Annotated in this window: 8 protein-coding genes and 1 pseudogene; 6 read left to right on the forward strand and 3 right to left on the reverse strand. The window is 77.9% G+C overall.

The window, feature by feature from the left end; genetic code table 11:
• The first annotated feature begins 743 nt into the window (after positions 1-743).
• Both ACFY61_RS15475 and ACFY61_RS15480 read left to right on the forward strand, forming a co-directional pair.
• On the forward strand, positions 744-2,546 hold the full coding sequence (locus ACFY61_RS15475; RefSeq protein WP_389471894.1) for an ATP-binding cassette domain-containing protein: 1,803 nt from the start codon (positions 744-746) through the stop codon (positions 2,544-2,546).
• Positions 2,543-4,636 (forward strand): ATP-binding cassette domain-containing protein, encoded by a 2,094-nt coding sequence (locus tag ACFY61_RS15480; protein WP_389471897.1) that lies wholly within the window; start codon positions 2,543-2,545, stop codon positions 4,634-4,636. The genes ACFY61_RS15475 and ACFY61_RS15480 overlap by 4 nt, the downstream gene beginning before the upstream one ends.
• Before the next feature lie 23 nt (positions 4,637-4,659).
• On the opposite strand, the gene ACFY61_RS15485 is transcribed toward ACFY61_RS15480, so the two are convergent.
• On the reverse strand, positions 4,660-5,268 hold the full coding sequence (locus tag ACFY61_RS15485; protein ID WP_389471899.1) for a LuxR C-terminal-related transcriptional regulator: 609 nt from the start codon (positions 5,266-5,268) through the stop codon (positions 4,660-4,662).
• Positions 5,269-5,779: 511 nt separating this feature from the next.
• Positions 5,780-6,156, reverse strand: a pseudogene (locus ACFY61_RS15490) (thiol-disulfide oxidoreductase DCC family protein).
• Positions 6,157-6,223: 67 nt separating this feature from the next.
• Here ACFY61_RS15490 and ACFY61_RS15495 point away from each other — a divergent pair.
• The 4 genes from ACFY61_RS15495 to ACFY61_RS15510 all read left to right on the forward strand — a co-directional run bounded on the left by ACFY61_RS15495 (position 6,224) and on the right by ACFY61_RS15510 (position 11,135).
• A complete protein-coding gene (locus ACFY61_RS15495) occupies positions 6,224-7,852 on the forward strand; it encodes a serine hydrolase (RefSeq protein WP_389471901.1) in 1,629 nt (542 codons plus the stop codon).
• 567 nt (positions 7,853-8,419) lie between these two features.
• Complete coding sequence (locus tag ACFY61_RS15500) at positions 8,420-9,259, forward strand: hypothetical protein (RefSeq protein WP_389471904.1); 840 nt, start codon at positions 8,420-8,422, stop codon at positions 9,257-9,259.
• The gene (locus tag ACFY61_RS15505; protein ID WP_389471906.1) at positions 9,238-9,666 is read left to right on the forward strand and encodes a hypothetical protein; all 429 of its coding nucleotides are present in this window, start codon (positions 9,238-9,240) and stop codon (positions 9,664-9,666) included. The genes ACFY61_RS15500 and ACFY61_RS15505 overlap by 22 nt, the downstream gene beginning before the upstream one ends.
• Positions 9,667-9,734: 68 nt before the next feature.
• Positions 9,735-11,135, forward strand: a complete 1,401-nt coding sequence (locus tag ACFY61_RS15510; protein WP_389471909.1) for a hypothetical protein — start codon at positions 9,735-9,737, stop codon at positions 11,133-11,135.
• Positions 11,136-11,243: 108 nt separating this feature from the next.
• On the opposite strand, the gene ACFY61_RS15515 is transcribed toward ACFY61_RS15510, so the two are convergent.
• Positions 11,244-12,023 (reverse strand): lysophospholipid acyltransferase family protein, encoded by a 780-nt coding sequence (locus tag ACFY61_RS15515; RefSeq protein WP_389471910.1) that lies wholly within the window; start codon positions 12,021-12,023, stop codon positions 11,244-11,246.
• Positions 12,024-12,068 lie beyond the last annotated feature (45 nt).

The following is a 12,068-nucleotide window of genomic DNA, read 5'->3' on the forward strand; positions in this document are numbered from 1 at the left end:
CACCCATGACCACCGACCCGCCACCGCCCCTGGGGACCGCCACGGACCCCGAAGGCCCGGCTCACGTGACGAGTCCGGCCGGAGCGGAGGGGGGCGGCGGTGATGGAGGGGGCGCAGGCGCCCGGGGCGACCTGCCCGGGGCCGGCCACGGCCGGCACGACCACGACCCCGTCGTCCGCGACCGGGCCGCCCTCGACCGTGGCACGGTCGACCGGGGAGCCCGTACCGATGGCGCCGCCCAGGACGGCCATGACCAGGACCCCGGCAGCCCGTCCGGCGGCCACGCGGCCGGGCGGTACTCGACCGGTCGAGCGGCGGACGCAGGCGGCGTGGGCGGGGGAGGCCGCGCCCAGTACGACCCGGGCCAGCGCGACTTGGCCGGCCCCGGCCCTGAAAGTCGGTCCGCAGACCGGCACGGCCGCGACCGCGGCGGCCGTGGTGGGGGCGGGTGCGGCCGGGACGGCCGCGACCAGTGCGGCCTGGACCAGTGCGACGGCGACGGGGCCGGCCCCGGCCGGGACGAGCGGGCGGCAGACCGTGGCGGCCGTGGAGGGGACGGCCGTCACCGGGGGCCGAACGGGTCGGATGGGCCGGGTGGGCCGGGCGGGCCCGCCGGGCCGGGCGGGCCGGAGGGGCCGGGCGGGCCGGAGGGGTCGGAGGACCTGAACGGGCCGAACGGACCCGGTGGGTCGGGCGGGCCGGACGATCGAGAGGCGGGCGGACGGGCGGCGGACCGGGCCCTGGTGGGGGCGGCACGGCACAGTGCGGGTCGGACCGGGGCCGTCGCCGGGTGCGCCGCCCTGTCCGCGGGGGCGGCGCTCGCCGAGCCCGCCGTACTCGGCCACACCCTGAACCTCCTGCTGGCGGGCAGCCCCGCCGCCCCCGCCTGGACCGCCCTGTGCGCCGCACTGATCACCGCCGACCTCTTCCTCGACGCGGCCGCCGCCCGGCTCACCGGTACGGTCGGGGCCCGCTCCACCGCCTGGCTGCGCCGCCGCGCCCTCGCGCGCGTACTGGCCGCCGCACCGCACCACGCGGCGCGGTTCCCCGCGGGCGATCTCGCCACCCGCCTCACCGCGCACGCCGCCGAGGCGGGCACCGTCCCCGCCACCGCCGCCGCGGGCGCGGTCGCGCTGCTGCCCCCGCTCGGGGCGGTCGTCGCGCTCTGCCTGATCGACCCGTGGACCGCCCTCGCCTTCCTGGCCGGCGTCCCGCTGCTGCTGGCCCTGCTGCGCGCCTTCGCCCGTGACACCGCGGCCGGCGTCACCCGCTACCAACGGGCCCAGCTGGACATCGCACGACGGCTCGCCGAGGCGCTCGGCGGCGCGCGCACCATCGCCGCCGCCGGGACGGCGGACCGCGAACGCGCACGGATCCTGCGGCCCCTGCCCGAACTCTCCGCCGAGGGCCACCTCATGTGGCGCACCTACGGCGGCACCGTCGCCCGCAGCAGCGCCCTCCTGCCCGTCCTGCTGTACGCGGTCGTCGCCGTCGCCGGGTTCCGGCTCGCCGCCGGCGCCCTGGACGTCGGCGACCTGGTCGCCGCGACCCGGTACGCCGCCCTCGCCACCGGCCTCGGCGCGGCCACCGGCGCCCTCGCCGCGGTGGTACGGGGCCGGACGGCGGCCCGCCGCACCGCCGAACTCCTCACCCTCCCCGAGCTCCGCCAGGGCACCGCCCGGCTGCCCTCCCCGGCCCCCCGCGGCCCGGCCCCCGGCGCGCTGGACCTGCACGACGTCACCGTCGTACGTGGCGGAGCACCGGTCCTGCACGGCGTCACCCTGCACCTGCCCGGCGGCACCCACGCGGTCGTCGTCGGCGCCTCCGGTTCCGGCAAGTCCACCCTGGCTGCCGTCGCCGGCCGGCTCACCGCGCCGGACCACGGCCGGGTCCTGCTCGACGGGGTGCCGCTGGAGGCCCTCGACCCGGCCGAACTGCGCCGCGAGGTCGGCTACGCCTTCGCCCGGCCCGTCCTGCTGGGTGACACGGTCGACGACGCCCTCACCCTCGGGCAGTCCCCGCCGCCCGACTCCGACGCCGTACGGGCGGCCGCCCGCGCCGCGCGCGCCGATGCCTTCGTCACCACCCTGCCCCGCGGCTACGACACTCCGCTCGCGGACGCGCCGCTGTCGGGCGGGGAGGTCCAACGCCTGGGCCTCGCCCGCGCGTTCTGCCGTACGGGTCGGCTGCTCGTGCTGGACGACGCCACCTCCAGCCTCGACACCGTCACCGCCCGCGAGGTCGACCGCGCCCTGGCCGACCGCGCGCCGGCCGGCGGAGCGCGGCCCGGCACCCGCCTCACGGTGGCCCACCGCGTCACCACGGCCGCCCGCGCCGACGTGGTCGTCTGGCTGGAGGAGGGCCGGGTACGGGCCGTCGGCCACCACCGCGAGCTGTGGCAACACCCGGACTACCGCGGGGTCTTCGCAGCCGGACCCGGCCCCGCCCCCGCCCACGAGCCCGGCCCCCGCCCCGGCCCGCGGCACTCGGGGACCGCCGGGCGCGAGGCCGCCGGACCGGCCGAGGTGCGCGGGGTGGCGCGATGAAGGCCCGGCACGCAACTGGCCCCCGCCCCCGCCCCCGGCACGCAACTGGCCCCCGCCCCCGCCCCGCCGCCGAGGGACTCCGCTTCCTGCGCGGCCGCCGCCGCGCGCTCGCCGCGCTGGCCGGCTGGTCGCTGGCCGAGTCGGCGCACACCTTCCTCGGCGGCTACGCGGTCGCCCGGGCCCTCGACGACGGGTTCCTCGCCGGAGCGCCGTGGACCGGCACGGGATGGCTGGCCGCCGCCGCGGCGGCGGCCCTGCTCGGCGCGCCGGCGATGCGCGGGGTCTTCACCGGCCTCTCCGGAGTCGTCGAACCGCTGCGGGACGGCCTCGTACGCCGCGCCGTGGACGGCGCCCTGCACGCGGCCCTGGCCCGCCCGGCACGGTCCGCGGACACCACGGCGGTGTCCCGCGTCACCCAACAGGCCGAACTGGCCCGCGACTCCGCCGCGGGACTGCTGCTCACCGCCCGCGCCTTCGTGTTCACCGCGCTCGGCGCGCTGGTGGGCCTGGCGGCGCTCGCTCCGGTGCTCCTGGCGGTCGTCCTGGGGCCGCTCCTCCTCGGGGCGGTGCTGTTCGCGGCGACCCTGGCCCCGATGGCCGCCGTGCAGCGGGCCTGGCTCGACAACGACGAGACGCTGTCGGCACGCGCTGGCGAACTTGCGGGCGGGCTCCGGGACTTGACCTCGTGCGGCGCCGGCCCGTGGATGACGGCCCGGACCGCCGGACCGGTCGCCGAGGCGGAGCGGCTGGGCATCCGGCTGTCCCGCTGGGCGGCCCTGCGCACCCTCGCGCTGGGGGTGGCCGGCCGGATGCCCGTCGTGGCGCTGCTGGTCGCCGCGCCGTGGCTGCTCGAACGCGGGGTGAGCGCCGGGGCGCTCGCCGGGGCCCTGACGTACCTGCTCCAGTCACTGCTGCCCGCGCTGCACACGCTGATGTCGGCCCTCGGGACGGCCGGCACCCGCCTCCTGGTCGTCCTGGAACGCTTCCCCCCACCCCCCGAACCGACCCCACCGCCCGAACCCACCCCACCCCCCGAGCCGACCCCACCGCCCGTCGTACCGGCCCCACCCGGGCCTCGCGCATCCGAGCCCGACCCGCCCCCGGCCACGGCACCCGCCGCTCCGGGCACCCCCGCCCCGCCCGGCGCCCACGGCCCAGCTCCGAAGCCGACGGCAGCCGCCACGGACACCGCGTCCGCCGTAGCGACCGCCCCGGAACCCGCCGCACTTGAGCCGACGCGCACCCCGGCCACCGCGCCCACCGCCCCCGCAAGGCCCACCACGCCGCTGTCGCCCGCCCTGCCCGGCCCGCCCGGACCCGAGACGCCTGCCGCGCCGGCCGCACCCACCGAGCCCGTCGCGCCCGCCGCCGAGCTGCGCGGCGTCACGTTCGCGTACGGGCCCTGCGCCCGGCCCGTTCTGCGGGAGCTGGACCTCGTCCTCGAAGCCGGTGAGCACCTCGCCGTGGTCGGACCCAGCGGGGTCGGCAAGTCCACGCTCGCCGCCCTGCTGGCCGGGCAGGTGGTCCCCGACCGGGGCACGGTCCTCGTCGCCGGCAGGCCCGCGCGGCCGGCCGGGGTCCCGGCGGGGCCCGACCCGCGCCGTACCCTGCTCCCGCAGCAGGCGTACGTGTTCACCGGCACCGTACGGGAGAACCTCGACCACCTGAGGGCGGGCCCGGCCGCCGACGCCCGGCTCCGGCAGGCCGTGGAGGCGCTCGGCCTCGCCGAGCTCGTGGACCGCCTGGGCGGCCTCGACGCGCCGGTGGACCCCGAGCGGCTGTCCCAGGGCGAGCGGCAGCAACTCGCCCTGGCGGCCGCCTACGTCACGCCCGCCCCGCTGCTCCTGCTCGACGAGGCGACCTGCCACCTCGACCCCCGCGCCGAGGAACGCGCGGAGCTCGCCCTCGCCGCCCGCCCCGGCACCCTGGTCGTGGTCGCCCACCGCGTCTCCTCGGCGGCACGGGCCGACCGCGTGCTGCTGCTCGACGGCACGCGGGCGGTGTGCGGGACGCACGAGGAGCTGCGGCGGCGCTCACCCGCCTACCGCGAACTGGCGGGCGTGTGGGAGGCGACCGAGGACGACGGGTGAGGAACCGCGGCCCCCCCGGCGGTTCAGACCCAGCCGGCCTGCCGGCAGATCCGGATGGCATCCACCCGGTTGCGGGCGCCGACCTTCCGGCTCGCGGACGCGATGTAGTTGCGGACCGTGCCCCGCGCCAGGTGCAGGGCGTGCGCGATCTCGGCGACGGAATCACCGTCGGCGGCTCTGGCGAGCACGCTCCGCTCCCGCCGGCTCAGCGGCTCGGCGTGGTTCTCCAGCAGCGCGGACGCCAGCGAGGCGTCGACGGACCGTCCCCCGCCCGCGACCTTGTGCACGGCCTGTACGAGCCGGCCCGCCGGGCCGTCCTTGTCGACGTAACCGTGCGCCTGCGCCTGGAACGCCCGGCGCAGCGAGCCGGGCCGGTCGGGGGTGGCCAGGACCAGCAGCGCGGCGCCCCGGCCGAGGACTCCGGTACGGGCCGGGCGGTCCCGGTCGAGCACGGCGGCGGCACCGGGACAGTCGGCGTCGACCACGCACACGTCGGGCCGTAACGACTCGGCCTCCTGCTCGGCCCCGGGCCAGGCCGCGTGGGCGACCTCGAAGGCGCCTTCCGCCCTGAGCAGCGCGGTCAGAGCCGACCCCAGCAGATTGACGCTGTGGAGCACCAGGATCCTGGTCACGGTTCCCCTTCGGGTGATCGGGCACGACGGCTACGCTCTCTGCCCCGGATCCAGCCGGGAGAACGGGCCGGCCGGGGGCGCACGGGTGCGCACCACACGCATCCGGCCAACCCGCCGCCGTACCGCGGAACTTCACCCTCCACTGCGCCCCGCGACCGCCCCGCGACCGCCCCGCGCGGCCGAAGCCCCGGTCGGCGGCCCGCCGGCCGGGCCACCCACTGCCCGGCCCGCCGCCTCACCCCCGGCGACGACCCCGCCCGCCCGCCCCCTTCGCCCTGTTCGAGCCGTTCGCCCCGCCGTCCCCGGCCCCGCGAGCCCCGCGAACATGGCGCGAACCAGTGGGCGCCGGGCGGACCGCTGCCGGCACACCTCGCGTTCGCCTGCCCGGAAACCATCGGCCCCTGTTCGACCGGGACGGGACGCCGAGGACTCCCAGGCCCCGTACCGACGGCCGGGCCGGGCCCGGCCCGGCCGGCGCCCCGCTCCCGCCCCGCTCCCGCCCCGCTCCGGCTCACGCGCGGTCGGGCGGTACCGCGCAGGCCGCCGTGCCGCCCGGCAGGCGGTGGCGGTTGGCCGCCACCAGCCGGTAGCCGCCCTGGGCGGCCCACCGCACGCCGGGCAGCGCGAGCACCGTCCCCAGCAGCGGCCATGCCCCGCCCGCGCTCCGCAGCGCCGCCGAGACGGCGCGGGCGCCTCCGAGCACCGACCCCGACGGCGTCACCCACAGCACCTCGCGCCCGGCCCGCTCGGGAGTGACGCCGAGCGCGTCGAGGTCGGCGAACTGCCACGGCACGACGTCGCAGCGGGGACGCACGCGCCGTTCGGCGAAGGACACGGACGTCGTGCAGAAGCCGCATCGTCGTAGACGAGCACGGGCCGGATACGCATGCCCCCATCATCCCGCGGACGGACGCCGCGGGCCGCCCCCGCGCGGCCCGTGGGGGTGCGGCGCAGAATGAGAGGCATGCACACGATGCGCGGGGTGGGTGTCGTGGGGGGAGTGGTCGCCGGGCTGGTGCTCGTCCTCGGCGGGCCGGCCGGGTACGGGCTCGCGGGGCCTCCGGGGAGCGGCCCGGCCCCGGCTCCCACGCCGACGCCGGCCCCCTCCGCCTCGGCGCCCGCCGAGCCGCCCGCGCCGAAGCCGGTGCTCACCCGGGCCGACGTGGACCGGGCCGTGGGCCGGCTGGACGCCTACGTCGCGGAGGTCATGCGGAAGACCGGTGTGCCCGGGGTGGCGGTGGCCGTGGTCCACGAGGACGAGGTCGTGCGGATCAAGGGATACGGGGTGCGGGAGGCCGGCAAGGACGCCGCCGTCAACGCCGGCACCGTCTTCCGGCTCGCCTCCGTCTCGAAGCCCGTCTCCTCCACGGTGGTCTCGACGGTGCTGGACGACCCGGCCGGCTGGGACTCCCCGGCCCGTCTGCCGGGCTTCGCCCTCAAGGACCCCTGGGTGACGGATCACGTCACCCTCGCCGACCTGTTCTCCCACCGCAGCGGGCTGCCCGACCACACCGGCGACCTGCTGGAGGACCTCGGCTGGGACCAGCGGTACATCCTCGACCACCTGCGGCTGGCCCCGCTGACCCCGTTCCGGGCCTCGTACGCGTACACCAACTTCGGGCTCACCGCCGCCGCGGAGGCCGTCGCCCGGCGCGAGGGGACGAGCTGGGCGGAGCTCTCCCAGGAGCGGCTGTTCGGGCCGGCCGGGATGACCTCCACCGCCACCACCTACGACGCGTACATGGGCCGCCCCGACCGGGCCGTGGCCCACGCCAAGGACGCCGCGGGCCGCTGGGTGCCCACCGACGCCCGCAACCCGGACGCCCAGGCCCCGGCCGGCGGCGTGAGCTCCAACGCCACCGACATGGCGCGCTGGATGCGCCTCCAGCTGGCCGGCGGCACCCTCGACGGCAAGCGCGTCGTCGCCGCCGACACCCTGGCCCGCACCCACCTCCCGGAGATCGTCTCCGCCCCGCCGGCCACCCCCGACGGCCGGACCGGCTTCTACGGCCTCGGCTGGAACGTCTCCTACGACGACGCCGGCCGGCTCCGCCTGAGCCACTCCGGCGGCTTCGAGCTGGGCGCCAACACCAACGTCACGATGCTGCCGCTGGAGCGGCTGGGGATCGTCGTCCTCACCAACGCCGCCCCCGTCGGCCAGGCGGACGCCATCGCCCTGAACTTCATGGACGACGCCCAGCACGGACGGGCCACCGCCGACTGGCTGTCCGTCATCGCGGCCGTCTACGCGGCCACGCTGGACGGGGGCAAGTCCTCGATCGACTGGGCGAAGCCGCCCGCCGACCCCGCTCCCGCCCGCGCCGACTCGGAGTACACCGGCACCTACCGCAACGACTGGTACGGCCCGGCCCGGGTGACGGCGGCCCCCGGCGGCGGCCTGGTCCTCACCCTGGGCCCGCCGGACCGCCCGCGGAACCTCCCGCTCACGCACTGGGACGGGGACACGTTCAGCGTGGAGAGCTTCGGGGAGAACGCGGTCGGCCGGACCCCGGTGACCTTCCGCGGCGACACCGTCCGCATCGAATGGCTGGACCAGCAGGGCCAGGGCACCTTCACCCGCTGACGGCGCGTCCCGTACGGCCGCCTCCCGGCGTCAACACGCGTACGCCGAGTCAATACCCCGACGGGGTGGAGCCGCGGCACGTGGCACCGGCAGCCGGAAGCCAGGGACTGCCGGGCGCGGGGGGTGCGGGGGGTGGTACCCGTCCGGCCGGGGGCGCCGGAGCGCGCCGGGGAGGTGCTCGTTCGGTGCCACCATGCGTCGCGAACAGCCTGCCGTGCGTAGAGAGGATGGCACGTGACGCCCCAGGTGACCGGAGAGCAGTCCCCCCGGCAGCTCCTCAACGGGCAGCGGAAGGACCCCGAGGACGGCAGCCCGGGCGGCCCGGGCGGCCCGGGCGGCCCAGGCGGTCAAAGGGGCCAAGGCGGTCCCGGCAGCGCGGACGTACCGCCTGCACCGGACGCACCAGAGGTACCGGATGGCTCGGCCGTACCGGAGGTGCCGGACGGACAGGCCACCGCCCCGGCCCCCGCGCCTGTGCCGGCCCCCGCCCCCGCCGCTGCCCCCGCCCCCCACCCGCCCGCCGGTACCCGGCCCCGCCCCGACCCCGAACTCCTCATCCGCGCGTCCGTGTTGCTCGCCGACGCCGCCCTCACCGCCAAGCGGGCCGGCGCCGACCTCACCACCGCCGTCACCACCGGCCGGTTCGGCCTCCAGGCCCTGCGCCGTCCCACCTGGGCCGTCGGCGCGGCGTTCGCCTGCACCCGCGCCCTCACCAGCCCGGACGGCCTCGGCTTCGGGGCCAACGGCGGTGTCATCGGCGAACTCGCCCGTGCCGCGGGCAACGTGACCCGCCGCAGACCCGCAGCGATCACCATGGCGGTACAGGCCTTCGCCCTGCGCATCGAGGCGGCCACGGTCACCCACCCCAACCTCGACTCCCCGCACGCGCGCCGCCTCACCTACGCCCTCGTGAAGGGGGACCGGATCGAGGCCGTCCGCGCCCTGCACGCCCTGGTCGAACGGCTCGGCGTCACCCGCGCCCTCACCACCATCAGCCCGGTGATCATGGAACTCCTGGCGCTGACCGCCCTCCTGGACGAATACCCGGGCAACGACAGCTTCGCCTGGGTCACGCTGGCCGGGGGAGTCCCCGGCACGGACCCCTTCTTCGGCCTCCCCAGCTCCCTGCTGGGCCGCCTCAACCCGGGCCCCGGCCGCGCCGAACGCGCCGAACCCGACCCGATCCTCGCCAAGGTCCTCGGCACCTCCCGCAACGACATCGTCAGCTACATCAACGACATCGGCACGTCCTGCTGCTCCCCGGTACCAGCTTCGGCCTCGTCAGCAACAGCACCCCGCAGGACCTCGTGGGCGCCTTCGACGGATGCCTGCGCACCGACACCACGTACACCCGGGCGGCCCGCAAACTGCTCACCCGGGCCGGTGTGCCCGCCGGCTCCGAGCTGATGCTGGTCGGCCACAGCCTCGGCGGCCTGACGGCGATGAACCTCGCCTCCGACCCGGACCTGGCCGGCGAGTTCCGCGTCACCCACGTCGTCACCCTCGGTTCCCCGATCGACAACAAGCGGCCCGCCGACCACACCACCCAGGTCATCAGCCTGGTCAACAAGCACGACGTGATCCCGATGCTGGACGGCCGCGGCCCGGCCTCGCCCAACGACATCCCCGACAGCTGGGTGGAGCTCGCCTGGCTCGACGAGTCGTACGACTACCCGCTCTCGCACGCCCCGCAGGCCTACTCGGACAGCCTGCGCGGAGAACTGGCCCACTACCGCGACCGGGTCAACGACCTGATCCGGCGCTACGACGGCGAGATCACGCACAACCAGCCGTACATGCTGCGCGACAGGTGAGCAGCCCGCCGAGCGCCCCCCGGCCCCGGCCCGACCAGCGACCGACCCCCGGAGAGACCGATCCGCCGATGACCACCCCCGCCACCGCCTGGCCCCTGGAGAACGCCGTGTTCAGCGCGGCCATGCTCGCCCACCGCCTGCCCTGGGCGGACGCCCCCGCCCGCGCCCTGGGCCTGGACACCCTCACCCGCGAGGGCGCCGCCCGGAGCGTGCTCGCCCACCTGCGCCGCACCCGCTCCGGGCGCCCCGTCCGGCTGAGCACCCCCTTCGGCTCGTTCCTCGTTCCGCTGACCCGGTCCGACACCGCCGCACTCCTCGCCCACGGCCAGGAGTCGCACGCCCTGGATCCCGCCGTCCGCCTCGACGCCGCCGGGCACCGCCACGGCCTCCACTCGCACACCGCGCTCCCGCCGCACGCGGCCCCGGCCGCCGCCGCGCTCGCGGGGCCACTGGCCGAGGAGCTGGACCGGGTGGCCCGCGCCCGCCGCGACGACGGGGCCGTCCCCTGGGAGGTCTGGCGGCCGGGGCTGCTGCGCGCCGCCCGCCGCGTCGTGGCCGGCGCGGCCGCGGCGGAGGACACCCTCCTCAGCGAGCTCCTGGCACGGGCCGCCGCGACGGCCGGCGGCGGCTCCCACGACGGCCGCGCGGCGGCCGTCACCCGCAGGCTGGCCCCGTACCTCGCCGACCCGGACCCCGACTCCGTGGCCGGCCGGTGCGAGAGCGGGCCGGCGGTCGCGCACACCCTGGCCGTGGTCTCCGAAGCGGCCACCACCACCGCCCTCCAGGCCCTCGCGCTCACCGCCGTCGGCTTCCCGGGCGCGGCGGGCGGCCCCGCCGGCGCCGTGGCCACCGCCCTCGACCACTTCCCGCCCGTGGCCGCCGCCGTGTACCCGGTCCGGTCCCCGTTCGTCTGGCAGGAGCTCGCGATCGACGCCGGCACCGAGATCCTGGCCGCCCCCGCCTGGCTGCAGGACACCGCGGGCGCACCGTCCGCCGGGGACCACCCGGTCACCTGGGACGACGAGTCGGCCGCCGGTACCTACCGGCCCTCACCCCTGTGCGGGTCACCGACGGCGTGCACGGCGACCGGATTCGCCGTCCGGGTGGCCGAGGCGATCGTCCGGTACTTCGAGGAGACGGCCCCGCCGGTGCTGCTCTCCCCGGCGCTCACACCCGACCGCATGCCGCACACCCTGGACCCGCAGACCCTGCTGATCGGCGTGGGGGCGGCCGGTGCCGCCCCGCCGTCCGCCCGCGGAGGTTCCCCGGCCGCGTACGCGGCGCTCGCCCGGGCCGGAGCCGAGCGGCTCGACGAGCACGCGCGGCTCCTCGCCGCCTGCGCCGCCGACACCGGCTGGAACGGCGACGAGACCGGCGAACGCTTCCGGACCGAACTGCTCGGACACGCCGAGCGGTGCGCCCGCGCCGCCGCCGACGTCCGCGCCGCCGCCCGCCGCCTGGGCGGCTGACCCCGTACGCCGCGGCCCGCCGCCCGGGCGGCCGCTCCGTACGCCGCGGCCAGCGCGCCGGCCCGTGCGGGCCGGCCGCGCCGCCGTCGCTGCGGGCCACGGCCGCCGTCACACCAGCGTGTCCCGCCGCTGCCGTTCGCGGTCGACCATGTCCTGCACGGCGACCTGCACCTCGGCGCAGAGCCGGCGGGCCGCTGCCGCGCGGGCGCCGGCCGCGCGCGGCCGCTCGGGCGGGTCGATCGGCTCACCGATGGTGATCAGCCACTTCGCCGGCAGCGGGAACGGGGAGGTGAGCGGGAAGCTCGGCAGGTCCAGGAACCTCGCCAGCGCCGGGAGTTCGCCGACCTTCGGGACGGACTCCTCCGCCCCGATGACGGAGACCGGCACGACCGGCGCCCCCGCGTGCACGGCGGCCACGGCGAAGCCGGGGTTGAACGGCTGGAGCCGGTAGCGGTCGCGGAACGGCTTCTCCAGGCCGGAGACCCCCTCGGGGAACACGACGAGGAGTTCGCCGTCGGCCAGCCGCGCCATGCCCGCCCGCAGGTCGCTCGGGACGGCGCCCTTCTTCGCGGCGTACGGGCCCAGCAGGGGCAGGCGGAACAGGAACGGCGCGGCGAGGATGTGCATGCGGCGCCGCAGCGACCGGGACAGCACCTTCTGGAGCACGAACGCGTCCAGCCCCCAGGCGCCGGAGTGGTTGGCGACGAGCACCGCGGGGCCCTCGGCCGGGATGTTCTCCAGGCCCAGCACGTCCAGCCGGAACCAGTCGTCGACCAACCATTCGAGGAGCCGCTCCCAGGCGTCCTCGCCGGCACCGCCGAGCATTCTCCGCAGGAGGCGCAGGTCGCCTCCGGCGATCCCGACGACATCGGCCTTGCTCTCCGACACGGACGACCCTCTTTCTCTTCCACTTCCGCGGCCTCTCGCCCCTTC

The sequence above is a fragment of the Streptomyces sp. NPDC012888 genome, from assembly GCF_042900645.1.
Lineage (GTDB): Bacteria > Actinomycetota > Actinomycetes > Streptomycetales > Streptomycetaceae > Streptomyces.

Bases quoted from the DNA above. Each gene is read 5' to 3' on its own strand.
- ACFY61_RS15480 (WP_389471897.1), top strand. From the start codon at position 2,543: ATGAAGGCCCGGCACGCAACTGGCCCCCGCCCCCGCCCCCGGCACGCA.
- ACFY61_RS15495 (WP_389471901.1), top strand. From the start codon at position 6,224: ATGAGAGGCATGCACACGATGCGCGGGGTGGGTGTCGTGGGGGGAGTG.
- ACFY61_RS15510 (WP_389471909.1), top strand. From the start codon at position 9,735: ATGACCACCCCCGCCACCGCCTGGCCCCTGGAGAACGCCGTGTTCAGC.